Raw genomic sequence first — 18196 nt, forward strand, 5'->3', positions numbered from 1 at the left:
GCCTGCTGGCGCGACAAAACCTGTTACAACCCCGCCCTGCACGAACCCGCCGAACAGACCCAAGCGGCATAGGGGTTGACTCAGGGATCTCACTGGTGTCCTCCGGCGGTGGCGTAGCGGCTGGCGGGCCGGGACAGGCCGAACAGGCCGCGCAGCGTGTCGGCCTCGTACGCGGGGCGGAACGCCCCGCGCCGTTGCAGTTCCGGGACGAGGTCCCGGGTGATCGCGGTCAAGTCGCGCGGGATGGCACCGGGCCGCAGCCGGAATCCGGAAAGCCCCGACTCCCGCCAGGCGAGCAGCCGGTCGGCGAGTTCGGTCGTGGTGCCGGTGAAAACCGGTGCGTCCGATGTGGACACCGAACCGTCCTGCTCGTCCAGCCGCACCTTGCGCTCGGCCGCGCCGTCGCCGAGGAACACGACCAGCTCGCCGAAGACGTGCAGGGCGTCGTGCTCCCGTCCGGCGTCGAGCTGTTCGGTGCGGATCCGCTCGACGATGATCCGCGCCTGCTCCGCGTCGTGCGGGATGGTGAAGGCGATGTCCGCGGCGCGGGCGGCGAACCGGTGCGCGGCCGCGTCCGTCGCGAGCGCCGTCACCAGCGGCTGGCCTTGCGGCGGCCGGGGCGTGATCGACGGTCCCTTGACGTCGAACCACTTCCCGGCGAAGTCGATGTAGTGCAGCTTGTCGCGGTCGATGAAGCGGCCGGTCGCGACGTCGCGGATCTCCGCGTCGTCCTCCCAGCTGTCCCACAGCCGGCGGACCACCTCCACGTAGTCCGCGGCCTCGTCGAACAGCTCCACGGGGTCGACCTCGCGACGGCCGAAGTGCGCGGCTTCGCTGCGGCGCCCCGAAACCTGCGCCTGCCAGCCCGCGCGGCCGGCACTGATGTAGTCCAGGCTGGCGACCGCCTTGGAGATGTGGAACGGCTCGGTGTGGGTGACGACCGCGCTGGGCACCAGTCCGATGTGCGTGGTGCGGGGCGCGACGCGGGCGGCGATCAGCCCGGCGTCGAGCCGGCCGCGCACCTGGTCGGTCCGGTCGTCCGGGCCCTCGTCGAGGGTGGTCTGCGGGCCGAGCGAGTCCTCGATCGTGACGAGGTCGAGAAGTCCGCGTTCCGCTTCCCGCACGACGTCGACCCAGTAGTCGGCGGTGAAGAGCTCGGCGGGGCGGGCGGATTCCTCCCGCCACGCGGCGGGATGCCAGCCGGCGCCGTCCAGCGCCACCGCGAGGTGCAGGTTCGGTCGTGGTGCCATCTGCAGGTCCTTGCTGCCGGGCGGAGTTGACTCCACAGCGGATTGAGGAGGGCGAGCGCGCCGGAGGCGCGCGGGAACGGCGCCGGGGGAAGCGGCGAATGGGACCGGCGAACGATGCCGGGAGAAGCGCGGGACTGCGGGCGCTCAGCGCCGCGGACAGGCGGCGGAGCTCACCCGGAGGAGGTCGACGTGGTCCCTGGTGACCAACTGCACCGACTGAGCCATGCCTAGAACGCTAGAAGCGTCCCCGGGAAGCGTCAATGGATCATCGCGGCTGCCCACGATGTGGGCGGATGCGTTTCAGAGCAGCGAAATCGTCGCGGCGCCAGCGGGGATCACCCGGCCGATCACCGCCGCGCCGGGCACCTCGCCGACCACGAGCAGCCCGCCGGAGGTCTGCGCGTCGGCGAGCAGCAGCAGGTCTTCTCCCGGTGCTGAACCAGGATCGAGGTGCGGCCGGACCCAGTCGAGGTTCCGGCGGGTGCCGCCGCTGACGAACCCGGCCCGCACCGCATCCCGCGCGCCGTCGAGGTAGGGCACGGCGGCCACGTCGATCTCGGCGGCGGTGCCGGAGGCGCGCATCGTCTTGAACAGGTGGCCCAGCAAGCCGAATCCCGTGACGTCGGTCGCGCACACCGCCCCCGCCCGCGCCGCCGCGGCGGCGGCATCGCGGTTCAGCGTCGTCATCGCGTCGATCGCCTGCTCGAAGCGTTCGCCGGTGCTCTTGTGCCGGGCGTTGAGGACGCCGATGCCCAGTGGTTTCGTCAGCGACAGCGGCAGGCCGGGACGCGCGGTGTCGTTGCGCAGCAACCGATCCGGCTCGACCAGGCCGGTGACCGCCAGGCCGTACTTCGGCTCGGGATCGTCGACGCTGTGCCCGCCGCCGACGTGGCAGCCCGCCGCCCCGGCGGCGTCGCAACCGCCGCGCAGCACCTCCGCCGCCAGCTCGAACGGCAGGACGTCGCGCGGCCAGCCGAGCAGGTTGACCGCGACGATCGGGGTCCCGCCCATCGCGTAGACGTCGGACAGCGCGTTCGTGGCGGCGATGCGGCCCCAGTCGTAGGGATCGTCCACGACGGGCGTGAAGAAGTCCGTGGTGGCCACGATCGCCGGCCCGCCGCCGGCGCGCACCACGGCGGCGTCGTCGCCGGTGTCCAGGCCGACGACCAGTTCGGCGTTCGGACGTTCGACGGCGGGCGCCAGGCCGCCGACGACCGACTCCAGTTCGCCGGGCGGGATCTTGCAGGCGCAGCCGCCGCCGTGCGCGTACTGGGTCAGGCGAATCGCCGCGGTTCCGGGCATGGCCCCATTGCAGCACGTCGACGACGGGTTCACTGGCGGAGACGGACGGGAATCGAACCCGCCGCACCGAGGTGCTCGGTGCCACCGGCTTTGAAGGCCGAGGGGGCCACCAGGCGCCCAGACGTCTCCGCTGGCCACTCTAGGATGTTCGCGTGCCGTTCGCGACGACAGCTGACCAAGCCAAGATCTACTACCAGGTCCGGGGTTCCGGCGAACCGCTGGTGCTGCTGAGCGGGCAGGCGAACACCCACCACTGGTGGGACAACGTGCACGCCGATTTCGAGGGCGGCCACCGGACGATCGTGCTGGACTACCTCGGCACCGGGCAGAGCGACAAGCCCGCCGACGCCGAGTACAGCGTCCGCCGTTTCGCGGGCGATGTGATCGCCGTCCTCGACGACCTGGGCTTGGCGCGAGCACACGTCTACGGCACCTCGATGGGCGGCAAGGTGGCGCAGTGGGTGGCGATCGACCACCCGGACCGGGTCGGTGCGCTGATCCTGGGCTGCACCTCGGTCGGCGGCACCCGCGGGCTGCGCGCCGACGCCGAGGTGACGCGGTCCCTGGCGCAGCCGTCGGCGGACGCGGCGCGGCAAGCCCTGATCGACCTGATGTACACGCCGGAATGGGTGCGGGCCCACCCCGGCCCGTACGTCACGCTCGGCGGCCCGATGCCCCACCACGCCCGGCGCGGGCACCTCCGGGCCAGCAACGGCCACGACAGCTGGGCGGAGCTGGACCGGGTGACGGCGCCGACGCTGGTGCTGCACGGCACCGACGACATCTTCAGCCCGGCGGAGAACGCAGCGGTCCTCGCCGAACGCATTGCCGGTGCCGAACTGCACTACCTCGAAGGTGCCCGCCACGCCTATTTCGAGGAGCAGCAAGCCGAATCCTCCGGCGCCGTGCTGCGGTTCCTCGCCGCGCACCCGCTGACCTAGCCGCCCTGCGCGGGATCACGCCGGGCAGGTGTCGGGCAGGCCGAACTTGGGGAACAGGCTGACGTCGAAGAACGCGACGGTGTGCTTGACCTTCGTGCCGTCGAAGTCCAGCACCTGCAGGTGGAACGGCCGGAACACGCCGTCGGGCTCGAGCCGGTACACGCCGAAGGCGACCTGGCCGTTCGCCCGCGCCGGCAGCAGGCGCATCTCGCCCGGACCGGCCGGGCACTTGAGGTCGACCAGCTGGCCGATGTGCTCCGCGCCGCGCACCCACGTCGCGATCGGCGGCATCTCCCAGACCGCGTCGTCGGTGAACATCTGCACGATGGCCGGGATGTCCTTGGCCTCGAACGCCGCCACGTAGCGCTCCAGCAGCTGCCGCTGCTCGGCGGACAGCGGCTGCGGGGTGTCTTCCTCGGACGGCCTGACCTGGTCGAGCTGGGCCCGGGCGCGCTGCAGGACGCTGTTGGCCGCGGCCGTGCTGATGCCGAGCGCGTCGGCGACCTCGGCGGCCTTCCACTTCAGCACGTCGCGCAGGATCAGCACCGCGCGCTGCCGGGCTGGCAGGTGCTGCAGGGCCGCGATGAACGCCAGCCGGGTGCTCTCCCGCGCGCCGACGATCGCCGCGGGATCGGTGTGCTCGTCGGTGACCATGCCGTCGGGGATGGGTTCCAGCCACGCCACCTCGGGGAGTTCGACCAGCTCGCCGCCGGGGTTGTCGGTGGGGCCGCCCAGGCCGGTCGGCAGCGGCCGGCGCTTCCGGTTCTCCAGCGCGGTCAGGCAGGTGGTGGTCGCGATCCGGTAGAGCCAGGTGCGCAGCGACGAGCGGCCCTCGAACCGGTCGTAGGCGCGCCAGGCGCGCAGGTACGTCTCCTGCACCAGGTCCTCGGCGTCGTGCAGCGAGCCGAGCATCCGGTAGCAGTGCGCCAGCAGTTCCCGGCGGTACGGGTCGGCCTGCGCGACGAAATCGTCGGTGGCCATGGTGGTCGTGGCGGCCATGACTGCGCCCCTTCGGCTACCTGTCCTGGACTTTTGGTGTCGCAGAGCACAGTAACCGAAGGCACCGACAGATCAGGAGGTCAGCAGCGGCCCTCGCGCCAATAACCCATGAAGGCGACCGCTTGCTTCGGAATGCCGTAGTCGCTCACCAGCATTCGCCGCAGCCGCTTGATCACCCCCGCCTCGCCGGCCAGCCAGCCGTAGAAGGCGTTGGGGGAGGCCGCGTCGATGGGCGTGTCGGGCACCTCCCACAGCGTCGTGGTGTCCACGTCGACGTCGTCCAGGTCGGCCGCGCCGCCGCGCGACGTCGGGCGCAGCTCGTTCAGCGCCGCGGCGACGCCTTCCTCCAGCAGCTTGCCGTGCGGCATCGCCGCGCATCGGGGGAACCAGCGCACCTCGACGCCGTCGGGCAGGTTCCAGTCCTGCCGGTCGTGCTCCTCCGGCACTTCGAGGCAGACGATGCCGCGGGCGCACGGCGGGAGCGATTCGACGATGGAGGCGACGGCGGGCACGGCGGTCTCGTCGCCGGCGAGGACCAAGTGGCTGGCCGCCGCGGGCGGCGCCCACTCGCAGCCCCACATGCGGCCGGTGCCCGGCCGGTCGGGGCCGAGCAGGCCGATCTCGTCGCCGGGTCGCGCCTGCGCCGCCCAGTTCGAGGCGGGGCCGCCGTGGCCGGGGCCGCCGTGCAGCACGAAGTCGACGTCGAGCTCGGCGGATTCGCCGCGGTAGGCGCGGACCGTGTAGGTGCGCAGGTTCGGGCGGATCTCGTCGGGCATCGCCAGCCACCGCTGGTACCAGTCGGGGCCGCTCGGGAAGTCCGCGAGGGTGCGGCCCGGCTGCGGCAGCACCAGCTTGATCCGCTGGTCGTGCCCGCCGGCGCCGAAGGAGCGCAGGCACTCGGCGGTGAAGGTGATCCGGACGAAGCTCGGGCCGAGCCGTTGCACCCGCGCGACCTCGACCGGGAACGTCCGGTAGACGGGTTTGTGCTCGGTCAACTGCGCGGTCCGCGTACCTGGCATCCGTAACCTCCCGAGATCGAGTGCTAGGTTAGCCTAGCCTTACGGAATTGGGGAGGTTGGTTTGCGTCACAAGATCCGAGCGGCTGCCGCGTTGCTCGTCGCCGCCGGCTCGCTGGCGGCATGCGCTTCGCCTGGTCAGAACGATCAGGCTGGCGCCGGGTGGTCCTACACCGATGATCGCGGGATCACCGTGACGGCGGACAAGCGCCCGGAGCGAGTCGTCGCGCAGGTCTCGGCGGCCGGCGCGCTGAAGGACTTCGGGGTCAACGTGGCCGGCACCTTCGGGCCGCTGGTGCGCGACGACGGCTCCACCGAGCCGGAGGCGGGCAGCATCGATCCCCGCCAGGTCACCGACGTCACCGGGCCGGGCTACGGCGAGGTGAACATGGAGCGGCTGACCTCCCTCGACCCGGATCTGCTGGTCAGCGGCAAGTACGCGGAGTTCGAGGGCCTCTGGCACCTGGTCCAGGACCAGGAGGAGGCGGTCAAGCGGATCGTGCCGACCGTCGGCGTCCAGCAGTCCGGGATCGCGCTGCCCGAGGCCATCCGCAAGTACAAGGAGCTGGCTCGCGCGCTCGGCGGCGACGTCGACTCGGAGCGGGTGAAGGCCGACGAGGACCGGTTCAACGTGGCCGCCCAGCGCCTGCGCGACATCGGGGCGCGGATGCGCGCCGAGGGCAAGTCGATCCTGGCCGTGGGCGGCACCAAGGAGGAGTACTTCGTGGTGGTCCCGGCCCGCAACCCGGACCTGGACTACTACGTCAAGGAGCTGGGCCTGCCGATCACGACGCCGAAGAACCCGGACGTGGCCGGCGGCGGCTACTTCGAGCGGCTGTCCTGGGAGAAGGCCAACGCCTATCCCGGCGACGTCCTGCTGTGGGACGCCCGGCCGGCCTCGATGAAGCCGGAGCAGATGAAGGAGAACCCGGTGTTCGCCTCGCACCCGGCGGCCGCCGCGAACCGCTTCGTCGAATGGGACGCGGTCGCGCCGATGAGCTACGCCAGCTACGCCGGGATCATGAACGAGCTGGCGGACCGGCTGGAGTCCCAGCTGCTCCGCTGAACCGGCCGCGAACCCCCGGCATTGCCGTCCGATGTGGACGGAGGTGCCGGGGGTTCTGCTTCACCTGTCCACGGGATCGCCGTCGAACCCGTTCGCCCAGTGGCGGCCGCGCAAGGACAGGTCCTGGAGCATGCCGGTGATCTCCTCCGGGCTCAGCTCCGGCTGGTCGGCCTCCAGCCACCAGCGCATCACGGATCCTGTTCGTCCTGGCCTTGATCTGGGCGGTCACCCAGCTCCCGGTCGCCGCCGGGGCCGGTTTCGGTCTGCTGCTGGTGAGCCGGATCGTCCTGGGCGCGGCGGAAGGCCCGGCCCAGCCGGTGGCCCTGCACGCCGCGTTCAAGTGGTTCCCGAACGAGAAGCGCAGCATCCCCGGTGCACTGGTCGTCGGTGGCGGCGGGCTGGGCGGCATGCTCGCCGCGCCGCTGCTCACGCTGGTCATCGTCCACTTCGGATGGCGCTGGGCCCCGGGCGTGCTGATGGTGGTCGGTGGACTGGCCGCGCTGGTTTTCGCAAATCCCGAACGGGACGCGGCACGGATCGGCGTGACCGCCACGACGCCGGACCGGGAACCGAGCCGACGACCGTGCACTAGCCGCCGAGGGCCGCTCCGATCCGCTCCGCGGCGGCGACGACCTGGGCGCCGAAGCGCCGGCCGGGGCTCGGCAGGAGTCGTTGCGTCGGTGCCGAAAGGCACACCGCCGCGATCGTGTCGCCGTGCAGGCGCACCGGAGCGCTGACCGAACCGACGCCCGGCGCGCGGGCCTGGACGCTCTCGACCCAGTCGTGGCCGTCCGGGTTCCGCTCGCCGAGCAGCACTTGGCCGGACGATCCGTGCGGGAACGGGAGCAGGGTGCCCACGGGCTGGCTGGCCCGCAGTTCCTCCGGCGACTCGACGCTCACGATGCACAGCCGGTGGTCCGCCCGCCGGACCCACAACTGCACCGATTCCCCCGCCGCCGCGCACAATTCCTCCAGCACCGGCTGCGCGGTCTCGGCCAGCGCCGAGGTCGCGAAGCGCGGGCCGAGGTGGAAGCAGCCCGCCGCGTCGCGCCGCAGCAGGCCGTGCGCGACGAGGGCGGTGGCCAGCCGGTGCGCGGTGGACACCGTCAGGCCGAGCGTCCTGGCCAGTTCGCTGGTGCCCATCGGGTGGCTTTCCACGCAGTCCAGGATGGCCACCGAGCGGTCCAGGACGCCGACACCGGTGGTGAACGGTTCCGCGGCCACGGCTAGCGCCGGACTTCCGCGGGAGCGGCCGGGATCTTCGCCAGCGCCGACGGCAGCGCGTGCCCGACCAGCCCGGCGAGGTGCTCGCGCAGCGCGCCGAGCTTGGACACGTCGATCCCGGTGTCGATGCCTTCCCGGTGGAACAGGTGGATCAGGTCGTCGGCGGCGATGTTGCCGGTCGCGCCCGGCGCGAACGGGCAGCCGCCGAGCCCGCCGAGCGCGGCGTCGAAGCGCCGGATGCCGCAGCGGTAGGCCTCCCAGGCGTTGGCGTCGGCCATGCCGTAGGTGCTGTGCAGGTGAAGACCTGTTCGCTCCACGGGAAAGACGTCGCGCACCGCGGTGACGGCGCGGTTGATGTCGCCCGGCGAAGCCGCGCCGATGGTGTCCGCGAGGTGCAGCACGTCGACGCCGATGTCCGCGTAGTGCCGCGCGACCCGGACGACGCGCTCCACCGGGGTGTCGCCGTCGAAGGGGCAGACGAACGCGGTCGCGATGCAGCCTTCGGTGCGGATTCCCGCGTCGTGCACGATCTCGGCGGCCCGCGCGATGCGCTGCATCGCCTCCGCCGTGCCGACACCGGCGTTCGACACGCTGTGACCCTCGCTGGCCGAAAGCACCAGCCGCACGTTCTTCGCGCCCGCCTCGACGGCGCGCTGCGCGCCCCGCTCGTTGAGCACCAGCGTGTGGAAGGTCGCGGGCTGGTCGGCGAGGCCCGCGACGACCTCGGCGGTGTCGGCCATCGTCGCCACCCGCTTCGGGTTGACGAACGAACCGATCTCCAGGTGCTTGAAACCCGCGTCGACCAGCAGTTCGCCGAAGCGGACCTTGTCGGCGGTGGGCACGATCACCGGCTCGATCTGCAGCCCGTCGCGCAGCGACACCTCGGTGATGAGTACCAATTCAGATCACTCCTTCGGCCCGCAGCCCGGCGGTCTCGGTCGGGGAGAGCCCCAGCTCGGCCAGCACCTCATCGGTGTGCTCGCCCAGTTCCGGGCCGAGCCAGCGGGTGCCGCCCGGTTCTTCGGTCAGCTTCGGGACGATGCCGGGGAACAGCACCTCGCGGGTCTCGTCGCCCTCGATGCGCACCGGGTGCCGTTCGTGCATCCCGCGGGCCGCGAAGTGCGGATCGGCCACGATGTCCGGCACGTCGTAGATGGGTCCACTGGGGACGGACGCCCCGGCGAGCAGCTCCAGCACCCGGGGGCTGTCCAGCCGCGCCGTCCAGGAGCCGATCGCCTCGTCGATCTCCGCGCCCCGCTCGACCCGGCCCACGTTCGTCTGCAGCGCGGGATCGTCGGCCAGGTCGGGGCGGTCGATCAGGTTCATCAGCCGGGCGTAGATGGCGTTGTTGTTGCCACCGACCACCACGTACTTGCCGTCGGCGCACCGGTAGGTGCTCGACGGCACGACCCCGGGGATCGTCGCCCCGGTGGCCTCCCGGGTGACGCCGAAGGCGTCGAAGTCCGGCACCGAGGACTCCATCAGCGAGTAGATCGCTTCGTACAGCGCGACGTCGACGGTCTCGCCGGGCTCGCCGGAGCGGCGGCGCAGCAATCCCATCAACGCGCCGATGACCGCGTAGAGCCCGGCCACCGAGTCCGCCAGGCTGACGCCGGTGCGCACCGGCGGCATGCCCGGGTAGCCGGTCAGGTGCCGCACGCCGCCGAAGGCCTCGGCGACGCCGCCGAAGCCCGGGCGCTCCCGGTACGGCCCGGTCTGCCCGAACCCGGAGATCCGCACCAGCACGGCTCCCGGGTTGGCCCGGCGGATCTCCGCCGGGCCGAGTCCCCACTTCTCCAGCGTGCCGGGCCGGAAGTTCTCCAGCACGATGTCCGCGCCGGCGATCAGCTTCCGCGCGACGTCCTGGCCCGGCGCGGAGCGCAGGTCGAGGGTCATCGAGCGCTTGTTGCGCGCCATGGTGCGGAACAGCAGCGACACGTCGCCGCCGTGCAGCCGCCAGTTGCGCAGCTCGTCGCCGGTCTTGGGGCGTTCGATCTTGATGACGTCGGCGCCGAACTCGGCGAGGATCCGGCCCGCGGTCGGGGCGGCGATGAAGTTGCCGAGCTCGACCACCCGGACCCCGGTGAGGGGCCCGTGTCCGTTGGACGCCATCGGTCTTCTCCTGTTTCACGGTGTTGCGGCGAGGGCGATGTGAGCGCCCGGGGTGTGGAGGTGTCCGTCTCCGCAAGCCCCTGCTTTTCAGTATTTGGGAAACTGATGCCTTTATTCGGCAAGACAGGACCGTAATCACCCGAATGAGGATTCACAAGACCTTGATCGCGCAACGATGATGTGTATGCTTCGCCGGTCCGTCTTCGTAGCCGCCGGTTGGGCAAAACCCGATCCGGCGGGAAAAGCGCTGCTCGCCGCAAAACTCAGGAGTCGGCTCGTGCCGACCCCGACGAATCGGACCCATAGATGTCGGACATCGTTGTCTTCGCCAACGCCGCGATAACCATCGTCGGCGTCGTCGTGCTCATCCTCCGCGCCAAGATCAGCCCGGCCATCGCGCTCGTCCTCGGCGCGATCTACCTGGGCCTGGTCTCCGGACTGGGCCCCGAGCAGACCATCAAGTCCATCACCACCGGCTTCGGCGACCTGATGACCGAGGTCGGGCTGCTGATCGCGTTCGGCGTGCTGCTCGGCTCGCTGATGGCCTCGCTCGGCGCGATCGAGAAGCTCGTCGACCTGCTCGTGCGCACCTTCGGGCCGCGGAGCCTGCCCTACACCTTCGGCGCCACCGTCGGCACGGTCCTGCAGTCGATCTTCGCGGACGTGCTGCTGGTGATCACCGCGCCGCTGGCCAGCCGGCTGTCCCGGCAGATCGGGCCGTACGGCGCGGCCCGGATGTGCGCAGCGATGGCGCTGGGCATCGAGGTCGGCCTGGTGTTCGTGGTGCCCGGCGTCGGGGCCGTCGCGCTGGCCGGCGTGCTGGACCTGCCGTTCGGCAAGATGTTCCTCTTCGGCACCATCACCGCGGTCTTCACCATCGTCGTCACGCTGGCGCTGTTCACCGCGCTGGCCAAGCGCGGCCTGTGGAACCCGAAGCTGGACGAGACCGAGGAGCTGCCGGTCGCCGAGGTCGCGGAGGAGGAAGAGCGGTCGCCGCGCGAACTCCCGCCGCTGCCGCTGCTGCTGGCCCCGCTGCTGCTCGCGCTGGCGCTGATCGCCTTCGGCGCCATCGCGGAGATGGCCGAGTTCTCCTCGCCGTGGGTCGACTTCCTCGGCGACCCGGTGATCGCGCTGCTCATCGGCTTGATCGGGGCGGTGCTCATCGCGCGCTGGAAGCTCCCGGCGGAGCAGACCGCGGCGGCGTTCAAGCGCGGTTTCCACGAGAGCGGCCAGATCCTCATCCTCACCGGTGTCGGCGGTTCGCTGGCGCAGACGGTGAAGGACGTCGGCCTGGGCGAGCTGCTGAAGGACTACTTCTCCACCAGCACGGTCGTGCCGCTGCTGCTGGTGTGGCTGGTGGCCGCGGTGCTGCACATCGCGATCGGCTCGGTGACGCTGGCGTCGATCACCGCCGCGGGCGTGCTGGGCCCGGTGATGCCGCTGCTGGGCATCGACCCGATCTTCGTCGCCCTGGCGGCGGGCGCGGGCTCGCTGTTCGTCATCCACGCGACCAGCAACACGTTCTGGCTGTTGCAGACCCTGCTGCCGCAGACGACGCGGGGAGCGCTGAAGTCGGTGACCCTGACGGTCTCGGCGGCGTCGGTCATCGCCATGGTCCCGATCCAGCTCATGGCCCTCCTGTTCTGAGCCGGGCGGGCCGTGGGCCTTTCGGATCGCTACGACGGCTCGAAAGGCTCACGGCCCTTGCACGGCCAGGGCATTGCGCAGCGCGGCTGTGACGGCTTCCGGGTTGTCGACGTTCATCAGGTGACCCGCGCCGGCGATTTCCTGGTACGTGGCCCGGGGGAGTGCTTCGACGAGGATGTCGGCCGCCTTGCGCGGGCAGAGGACGTCGTGCTCGCCGCCGATCACCGTCACCGGGCACTTGATCGCCGCCAGCTCCGGGGTCAGCGGGTTGCCGCGCAGGCCCGCCATCGCGGTCGCCGCGTTCGCGTATCCGCGGCCGTCGCCGAGGGACTCCGCGCGTCGCGCGATCACCTCGTCGATGTCCACTGTGGAGTTCGAGACCATCATCGCGGTGTCCGCGCGCAGCGAGTCGAGCACGGCGTCGCCGGTCTCCGCGGCCCGCTGCAGGTTGATCTCGGCCGCCGCCCGCCCCACCACCGAGGACGTCCCGAGCACGACGACGCCGGTGACCAGGTCAGGTCGGTGCGCCGCAGCGGAGAGCACCACCGTGCCGCCGAGGGAGAATCCCACGCACACCGCTGGCCCCGAGACCTCGGCGAGGAACGCGAGCAGATCGTCCCGCAGCTGGGCCAGGGTCCCGTTCGCCTCGCCGACCGTGCTGCCGCCGTGCCCGCGCACGTCGTAGGCGTAGGTGCGGTGGTCGGCGAACTCCTCCTGCTGGCGCCGCCAGCTGCGGTGGTCCTCGGCGAGGCCGTGCACGAACACCACGGCCGGGCCGGAACCGCCTGCGCAGTAGTGCGTCTTGATGTCGTTCAGCGCGGCCGTCGCGGTCTGCAAGCCCATCAACTCCCGGTGTCGGTTGCCGCCCCCGATTCTGCGGCACGCAGTTCCAGGACGGAACCGCCGGCCAGCGCGGGCCCGCTGGTGTGCAGGTGGCAGCGCACCGTGCCGCCGCCGTCGACGGGCGTCGGCTCGGGGACGACCGAGCGGCAGACGTCCATCGCGTACGGGCAGCGCGGGTGGAAGGTGCAGCCGCCGGGCGGATCGGTCGGGTCCGGCGGATCGCCGGGGAGCACGATGCGTTCGCGGCGGCGCTGCACCTTCGGGTCGGGCACCGGGACCGCCGACAGCAGCGCCTCGGTGTACGGGTGGGCGGGATGGGAGTAGAGGCGCTGCGACGGGCCTTCCTCCACGAGCCGCCCCAGGTACATCACCGCCACCCGCTGGGCGAGCTGCCGCACCACCGACAGGTCGTGCGAGATGAACAGGTACGAGGTGCCCAGTTCGGCGCGCAGTTCCTCCAGCAGGTTGATGATCTGGTTCTGCGTCGAAACGTCCAATGCGGACACCGCCTCGTCGCAGACCACGACGTCCGGGTCGACAGCCAGCGCGCGGGCGATGGCCAGCCGCTGCCGCTGCCCGCCGGAGAACTCGTACGGGTAGCGCTCCAGGTGGCGGTGCGACAGGCCCACCCGCACCAGCAGGTCCCGGACCCGTTCGTCGCGGGCCTTCCCGCGCAGGCCCTCGTGCACCTCCAGCGGTTCGCCGACGCTCTCGGCGACCACCATCGACGGGTCCAGCGACGAGTAGGGGTCCTGGAACACCATCTGGATGTGCCTGCGGTGCCGCCGCAGCTCGCGGCCGCCGAGCGCGGTCAGCTCGGTGCCCCGCAGCCGGACCGCGCCGCCGTCGGAGTCGACCAGCCGCATCAGGGCCCGGCCGGTGGTCGACTTGCCGGAGCCGGACTCGCCGACCAGCCCGAGGATCTCCCCGGCGGCCACCTCGAACGACACCCCGTCCACCGCGCGCAGCCGCGCCCCGCGCCGGAACAGGCCGCGCTGCAACGGGAAGCTCACCGACAGGTCCTCGACTTCGAGCAGTGCGGTCATGCCGGGCCTCGCAACAGGAGTTCGTCGGAGCGGACGCACCGGGTGGCGCGGTGCAGGTCGAACGGCCGGAGCTCCGGGGCGCCGGTGGCGCAGCGGTCGGCGGCGTACGGGCAGCGGGGGTGGAAGCGGCAGCCGTCGGGCACGGCGCCGGGCGTCGGGGCCTGGCCGGGGATGGTGGCCAGCCGCTCCGCGCCGCCGACCTGCGGCATGGCGGCCAGCAGGCCCTCGGCGTAGGGGTGCGGCGGGTGGCTGAAGAGGTGGTCGACGTCGTCGGCCGCCACCACCTGCCCGGCGTACATCACTACCACCCGGTCGCAGATGTCGGCGACCACGCCCAGGTCGTGGGTGATGAACACCATCCCCATGCCGAGCTCGTCGCGCATCTGCCGCAGCAGGTCGAGCATCTGGGCCTGGATCGTCACGTCCAGCGCCGTCGTCGGCTCGTCGGCGACGAGCACCTTCGGCTCGCAGCAGATCGCCATCGCGATCATCGCCCGCTGCCGCATCCCGCCGGAGAACTCGTGCGGGTAGCTGCGCACCCGGCGCGCCGCGTTCGGGATGCCGACCTGGTCCAGCGCCGCGACGGCGCGGCCCATCGCCGCCTTGCGGGACACCTTTCGGTGCCGCCGCACGGTTTCCGCGATCTGGTCGCCGATGGTGAACGCCGGGTTCAGCGACGACATCGGCTCCTGGAAGATCATCGCGATGTCGTTGCCGCGGATGTCGGCCAGCCGCTTCTGCGGCATGCCGACCAGCTCGGTGCCGTCGAGCCGGATGCTGCCGCGGGACACCCGGCTGGTCCGCGGCGGCAGCAGGCCCAGCATCGCCAGGCTGGTGACGGTCTTGCCGGAGCCGGATTCGCCGACCAGGCCCAGCGTCGCCCCCGCTTCGACGGCGAACGACACGCCTTCGACCACCGTGACCCAGCCGCGGTCGGTGGCGAACCGGACGTCGAGGTCGGACACCTGCAGCACGCTCATCGACCGCTCCTGATCTCCCGGCCCAGCGAGTCGCGCAGCCCGTCGCCGAGGACGTTGAACGCCAGCACCGTCAGCGCGATGGCGACGCCGGGGAGGACGACCAGGTGTGGCGCCAGCGACACGAACCTCGCGCCCTCCTGCAACATCGAGCCCCAGCTCGCCTGCGGCGGCACCACACCGAGGCCGAGGAAGCTCAGCGTCGCCTCCGCGAGCATCGCGAAGGCCGCGACCAGCGAGAGCTGGACCAGCAGCGGCGACAGCACGTTGGGCAGCACGTGCCGGCGGATGATGCGGCCCGCAGGGGTGCCGATGCTGCGGGCCGCCTCGATGTAGGTCTCCTCCCGCACCGACAGCACCGAGCTGCGCACCAGGCGCAGCAGGCGCGGCGCGGTGACCAGGCCGACCGCGAACATCGCGTTGGTCAGGCCCGGGCCGCGGGCGGCGACGATCGCCACCGCCAGGATCAGCGGCGGGAAGCTCATGAACGCGTCCGCCAACCGCACCACCCAGCGGTCGAACCGGCGACCGAGGTACGCGCCGACGAGCCCCAGCGGCACCCCGAGCACCACCGCGACGCCGACGGCTTCCACCGCGGCGAGCAGCGAGATGCGGCTGGCCACCAGCATCCGGCTGAGCATGTCGCGGCCGAACTGGTCGGTGCCCAGCAAATACCCGTCGGCGCCGGGCGCGGCGAGCACGTTGCGCAGGTTCTGGTCATCGGGATCGGCCGGGGCCAGCAGCGGCGCGAACACCGCGACCGCCGTCAGCAGCAGCAAGAACAGCAGCGCGAGCACCGCCGGGCGCTGCCGCCGGAAGCGGCGCCAGAACCGCTGCCTCGGCGACTGCGGCGGGCCGAGGTCGTCCGCGGTGGTCTCCGCGGCGACGTGCCGCGTCCACCGCTGCGTGGTGTCGGTCAACTCCGCTCCTCCCTCGCCGGCGCTCACTGCGCTCGCACCTTCGGGTTGAGGTAGCCGTAGGACAGGTCGACCGCCAGGTTGGCCAGCATCACCATCACGGCGGTGACCACGACGACGCCCTGCACCATCGGCAGATCCCGTTGCAGCACGGCGGTGATCGCCAGCTGGCCGAGGCCGGGGATGCCGAAGATCTGCTCGACGACAACGGTTCCGCCCAGCAGCACCGAGATCCGCATGCCCAGCACCGTGACCACCGGCGTGGCCGCGTTCTTCAGCGCGTGCTTGGCGATGACGCTGGTGGTGCGCAGGCCCTTGGCGCGGGCGGTGCGCAGGTAGTCCTGGTCGAAGACGTCGATCAGCGAGCTGCGCAGCTGGCGGGTGAGTTCGGCGGCGGCCGCCAGGCCCAGCGTGAAACCGGGCAGCAGGAGGTGCGCCAGCCAGGCGACCGGATCGTCGTCCAGCGGCACGTAGCCGGTGGCGGGCAGCAGCCGCAGGTTCAGCGCCAGCGCGGTGGCCAGCAGCAGCCCGAGCCAGAAGTTCGGCATGGCCACGCCCACCGAGGTGCCGACCGTCGCGAACCGGTCCAGCCAGCGGCCCCGGCTGGTGGCTGCGGCGACCGCGGCGGGCACGCTGATCAGCAGCGCCATCACGATGGCGACCGCGGTCAGCGACACGGTGGCCGGGAAGCGCTCCGCGATGGCGCCGGAAACGCTGCGGTTGCTGAACATCGACATGCCCAGGTCGCCCTGGACGGCGTGGCTCGCCCAGCGCCAGTACTGCTCCAGCAGCGAGTCGTTGAGCCCGAGGCGTTCGCGGGTCGCCTCGATCTGGGCCTGGGTGGCGTTCTCCCCGGCGATGGTGATGGCCGGGTCGCCGGGCACCAGCAGCACCAGCCCGAACACGATCAGCGAAACGAGGAACAGCAGCGGAACCATCGCCGCCAGGCGGCGGACAACGAGCTGTAGCACCCGGTCACCTCCCCGTTCCGGCCGTGCCGACGCCGCGGAACTCGGGCTTGTTGGACAACCAGCTGCGCAGGTCGGTGACGCGCGCGGCGTGCCCGTAGTTGGTGTCGGCGAAGACCACCGGCACGTCCAGCGCCTGGTCCAGGACCATCTGGTCGATGCGGTGCAGGAGTTCGGTGCGCGCCGCCGGGTCGATGGTCCGCCGGGCCTGCCCGATCAGCTGCTCCAGCTCGGGCGTGGTGTGCCCGCCGGGGTTGGAGAAACCCTTGCTGGAGTAGAGCAGTCCGAGGGTCTGGATCGGGTCGGCGCGCCCACCCCACGGCGCGACCATCGCGTCGCCCTGCTGCCTGCCGTAGAAAAGGTCGGCCGCTTCGCCGGAGGAGACCTCGCGGATCTTCATCCGCACCCCGATGTCGGCCAGCTGTTCCTGCACGGCGACGGCGGTGCCGGGATCGGTGTTGGGCACGATCGCCTCGAACTCGAAACCGCCGGCCAGGCCGGCCTCGGCGAGCAGCTGCCGCGCCTTCTGCGGGTCGTACGGGTAGGGATCGGGCAGGTCCGGGTCGTGCGCGTAGTACCCGGGCGGGAAGGGCTGCGAGGCAGGTTTCCCGTTGCCGAACAGCACGCCGTGGATGATGGCGTCGCGGTCGATCGCGTGGTTGAGCGCGCGCCGCACCCGGATGTCGCCGAACTCGGCACGGGTGCGGTTGAGCTGCAGGTGGTAGAAGGCGAGGGTCACGTCGCCGACGACGCCGAGGTCGTACTGCCGGGCCTCGGCGACCTGGTTCCCCGCCAGCAGCGCGGCGTCGACCTCGCCGGCGCGCAGCGCGTTCATCCGCGTCGTCGTGTCGGGCTGGATGACGACCGCCATCGTCTCGACCTGCTGGGCGGCGGGATCCCAGTAGCCGGGGAAGCGGCGCAGCACGACGCGGTCGTTCGGGCTGTAGCTGACGATCTGGTACGGCCCGGCGCCGACCGGCCGCAGGTCCAGCTGCGGATCGTCGAACGCCGCCGGGCTGACCATCATCCCGGCCCGGTCGGAGAGCACGCCGATCAGCGAACTGTCCGGCGCGGTGAGCGCCAGCGCGATGGTCAGCGGCCCGAGCACGTCGACCCGTTCCACCGCTTTCAGCTCGGAGGCGACGGTCGAGCCTTGCAGCGTGCGGGCGCGGTCCAGGTTCGCCTTCGCGGCGGCGGCGTCGAACGGGGCGCCGTCGTGGAACCGCACGCCCGGCCGCAGTTCGAAGACCAGCCGCTTGCCGCCGTCGGTGTACTGCCAGCCGGTGGCCAGGCCGGGCACCGGTTCGGCGGCGGTGGTCAGGTGCACCAGGCGGTCGTAGACCGGGAACAGGGAGGCGTTGTCGAAGCTGGACGAGGCGCGGTGCGGGTCGTAGCGGCTGGGGCCGACGGAGTAGGCGAACCGGAAGGTGCTGCCGGCACCGCCGGAGGCCGATCCGGTCGCCTCGGTGTTGATGCCCCCGCACGCCGCGGTGAGCGCGAGCAGCGCGAAAATGGCCGCTGCGGCGAGGAACTTGCGATGTGCGGGCACCCGGACCTCCGGCTCTTCGGCGAGTACGGCGTCGGCGGTTGTCCTGCGCGAGCACGCCTGGTGGTGCGGCCCGAGTCGGAGATCTCGTGATCGGTCGCCTTATTCAAGGAGAGCTGGATCACAGAATCAAATAGCCCTGGGCGAACGGACGAATAGGGCGAAACCATGGCCGCCGAACGGGTGTTGATCGGTGCAGACCCCGTGCGGCGGCCGGTTCGGTGTGCCGGTTCAGCCCCGGATTTCTAGCGCGGGTTGCGCACCACCGGCGCGATGCGGGAGCCGGTGGCGGCTTCCTGGAGCACCCCGGCGAAGCGGAGCACACGACGGCGTGCGGCTCAC

The 18196-nt window shown here is 71.7% G+C and carries 17 protein-coding genes, 1 tRNA gene and 1 pseudogene; 4 read left to right on the forward strand and 15 right to left on the reverse strand.

The window, feature by feature from the left end; genetic code table 11:
* Positions 1-89: 89 nt before the first annotated feature.
* The 3 genes from AC07FN_RS07325 to AC07FN_RS07335 form a co-directional block, all read right to left on the reverse strand.
* Positions 90-1250, reverse strand: coding sequence for an LLM class flavin-dependent oxidoreductase (locus AC07FN_RS07325; protein ID WP_478394828.1), 1161 nt, complete (start codon positions 1248-1250; stop codon positions 90-92).
* Positions 1251-1550: 300 nt separating this feature from the next.
* A complete protein-coding gene (selD, locus tag AC07FN_RS07330) occupies positions 1551-2552 on the reverse strand; it encodes a selenide, water dikinase SelD (protein WP_478394829.1) in 1002 nt (333 codons plus the stop codon).
* A 33-nt stretch (positions 2553-2585) separates the two neighbouring features.
* Positions 2586-2681 (reverse strand) — tRNA-Sec (locus tag AC07FN_RS07335).
* A 23-nt stretch (positions 2682-2704) separates the two neighbouring features.
* Between AC07FN_RS07335 and AC07FN_RS07340 the strand changes: the two genes are divergently transcribed.
* Positions 2705-3493, forward strand: a complete 789-nt coding sequence (locus tag AC07FN_RS07340) for an alpha/beta fold hydrolase (protein WP_478394830.1) — start codon at positions 2705-2707, stop codon at positions 3491-3493.
* Between the two features lie 15 nt (positions 3494-3508).
* Here AC07FN_RS07340 and AC07FN_RS07345 read toward each other — a convergent pair whose 3' ends face one another.
* Together AC07FN_RS07345 and AC07FN_RS07350 are read right to left on the reverse strand one after the other, a co-directional pair.
* A complete protein-coding gene (locus tag AC07FN_RS07345) occupies positions 3509-4492 on the reverse strand; it encodes a sigma-70 family RNA polymerase sigma factor (protein WP_478394831.1) in 984 nt (327 codons plus the stop codon).
* 80 nt (positions 4493-4572) lie between these two features.
* A complete protein-coding gene (locus AC07FN_RS07350; protein ID WP_478394832.1) occupies positions 4573-5511 on the reverse strand; it encodes a siderophore-interacting protein in 939 nt (312 codons plus the stop codon).
* 61 nt (positions 5512-5572) lie between these two features.
* On the opposite strand from AC07FN_RS07350, the gene AC07FN_RS07355 reads away from it, so the two are divergent.
* A complete protein-coding gene (locus AC07FN_RS07355) occupies positions 5573-6574 on the forward strand; it encodes an ABC transporter substrate-binding protein (protein ID WP_478394833.1) in 1002 nt (333 codons plus the stop codon).
* A 60-nt stretch (positions 6575-6634) separates the two neighbouring features.
* On the opposite strand, the gene AC07FN_RS07360 is transcribed toward AC07FN_RS07355, so the two are convergent.
* Positions 6635-6763 carry a hypothetical protein gene (locus tag AC07FN_RS07360; RefSeq protein ID WP_478394834.1) on the reverse strand — a complete coding sequence of 43 codons (129 nt, stop codon included), beginning with the start codon at positions 6761-6763 and terminating at the stop codon, positions 6635-6637.
* Positions 6764-6786: 23 nt separating this feature from the next.
* Between AC07FN_RS07360 and AC07FN_RS07365 the strand changes: the two are divergent.
* Positions 6787-7047, forward strand: a pseudogene (locus AC07FN_RS07365) (MFS transporter); the annotation flags it as partial.
* A 115-nt stretch (positions 7048-7162) separates the two neighbouring features.
* On the opposite strand, the gene AC07FN_RS07370 reads toward AC07FN_RS07365, so the two are convergent.
* From AC07FN_RS07370 to AC07FN_RS07380, 3 genes are read right to left on the reverse strand one after another with little or no spacing between them, the layout of a single operon-like run.
* Positions 7163-7798, reverse strand: a complete 636-nt coding sequence (locus AC07FN_RS07370; RefSeq protein WP_478394835.1) for an IclR family transcriptional regulator — start codon at positions 7796-7798, stop codon at positions 7163-7165.
* Positions 7799-7800: 2 nt separating this feature from the next.
* Positions 7801-8697, reverse strand: a complete 897-nt coding sequence (locus tag AC07FN_RS07375; RefSeq protein WP_397525558.1) for a hydroxymethylglutaryl-CoA lyase — start codon at positions 8695-8697, stop codon at positions 7801-7803.
* Position 8698: 1 nt separating this feature from the next.
* The gene (locus AC07FN_RS07380; RefSeq protein ID WP_358574323.1) at positions 8699-9910 is read right to left on the reverse strand and encodes a CaiB/BaiF CoA transferase family protein; all 1212 of its coding nucleotides are present in this window, start codon (positions 9908-9910) and stop codon (positions 8699-8701) included.
* Positions 9911-10216: 306 nt separating this feature from the next.
* On the opposite strand from AC07FN_RS07380, the gene AC07FN_RS07385 reads away from it, so the two are divergent.
* Positions 10217-11557: a GntP family permease gene (locus AC07FN_RS07385; RefSeq protein ID WP_478394836.1), complete on the forward strand. Its 1341-nt coding sequence runs from the start codon at positions 10217-10219 to the stop codon at positions 11555-11557.
* 48 nt (positions 11558-11605) lie between these two features.
* On the opposite strand, the gene AC07FN_RS07390 is transcribed toward AC07FN_RS07385, so the two are convergent.
* The 6 genes from AC07FN_RS07390 to AC07FN_RS07415 are packed head-to-tail and all read right to left on the reverse strand — an operon-like array spanning position 11606 to position 17857.
* Positions 11606-12400, reverse strand: a complete 795-nt coding sequence (locus AC07FN_RS07390; RefSeq protein WP_478394837.1) for an alpha/beta fold hydrolase — start codon at positions 12398-12400, stop codon at positions 11606-11608.
* Positions 12400-13446 carry an ABC transporter ATP-binding protein gene (locus AC07FN_RS07395; RefSeq protein ID WP_478394838.1) on the reverse strand — a complete coding sequence of 349 codons (1047 nt, stop codon included), beginning with the start codon at positions 13444-13446 and terminating at the stop codon, positions 12400-12402. The genes AC07FN_RS07390 and AC07FN_RS07395 overlap by 1 nt, the downstream gene beginning before the upstream one ends.
* Positions 13443-14426: an ABC transporter ATP-binding protein gene (locus AC07FN_RS07400; RefSeq protein WP_478394839.1), complete on the reverse strand. Its 984-nt coding sequence runs from the start codon at positions 14424-14426 to the stop codon at positions 13443-13445. Before AC07FN_RS07400 ends, AC07FN_RS07395 begins: the two co-directional genes overlap by 4 nt.
* The gene (locus AC07FN_RS07405; RefSeq protein ID WP_478394840.1) at positions 14423-15343 is read right to left on the reverse strand and encodes an ABC transporter permease; all 921 of its coding nucleotides are present in this window, start codon (positions 15341-15343) and stop codon (positions 14423-14425) included. Before AC07FN_RS07405 ends, AC07FN_RS07400 begins: the two co-directional genes overlap by 4 nt.
* A 23-nt stretch (positions 15344-15366) precedes the next feature.
* Positions 15367-16311, reverse strand: coding sequence for an ABC transporter permease (locus tag AC07FN_RS07410; protein ID WP_478394841.1), 945 nt, complete (start codon positions 16309-16311; stop codon positions 15367-15369).
* A 4-nt stretch (positions 16312-16315) separates the two neighbouring features.
* Positions 16316-17857, reverse strand: a complete 1542-nt coding sequence (locus AC07FN_RS07415) for an ABC transporter substrate-binding protein (RefSeq protein WP_478394842.1) — start codon at positions 17855-17857, stop codon at positions 16316-16318.
* Positions 17858-18196 lie beyond the last annotated feature (339 nt).

The sequence above is a fragment of the Saccharopolyspora sp. NPDC045941 genome, assembly GCF_056431445.1.

Bases quoted from the DNA above. Each gene is read 5' to 3' on its own strand.
- AC07FN_RS07325 (WP_478394828.1), bottom strand. From the start codon at position 1,250: ATGGCACCACGACCGAACCTGCACCTCGCGGTGGCGCTGGACGGCGCC.
- selD (WP_478394829.1), bottom strand. From the start codon at position 2,552: ATGCCCGGAACCGCGGCGATTCGCCTGACCCAGTACGCGCACGGCGGC.
- AC07FN_RS07345 (WP_478394831.1), bottom strand. From the start codon at position 4,492: ATGGCCGCCACGACCACCATGGCCACCGACGATTTCGTCGCGCAGGCC.
- AC07FN_RS07350 (WP_478394832.1), bottom strand. From the start codon at position 5,511: ATGCCAGGTACGCGGACCGCGCAGTTGACCGAGCACAAACCCGTCTAC.
- AC07FN_RS07360 (WP_478394834.1), bottom strand. From the start codon at position 6,763: ATGCGCTGGTGGCTGGAGGCCGACCAGCCGGAGCTGAGCCCGGAGGAG.
- AC07FN_RS07380 (WP_358574323.1), bottom strand. From the start codon at position 9,910: ATGGCGTCCAACGGACACGGGCCCCTCACCGGGGTCCGGGTGGTCGAG.
- AC07FN_RS07385 (WP_478394836.1), top strand. From the start codon at position 10,217: ATGTCGGACATCGTTGTCTTCGCCAACGCCGCGATAACCATCGTCGGC.
- AC07FN_RS07390 (WP_478394837.1), bottom strand. From the start codon at position 12,400: ATGGGCTTGCAGACCGCGACGGCCGCGCTGAACGACATCAAGACGCAC.
- AC07FN_RS07395 (WP_478394838.1), bottom strand. From the start codon at position 13,446: ATGACCGCACTGCTCGAAGTCGAGGACCTGTCGGTGAGCTTCCCGTTG.
- AC07FN_RS07400 (WP_478394839.1), bottom strand. From the start codon at position 14,426: ATGAGCGTGCTGCAGGTGTCCGACCTCGACGTCCGGTTCGCCACCGAC.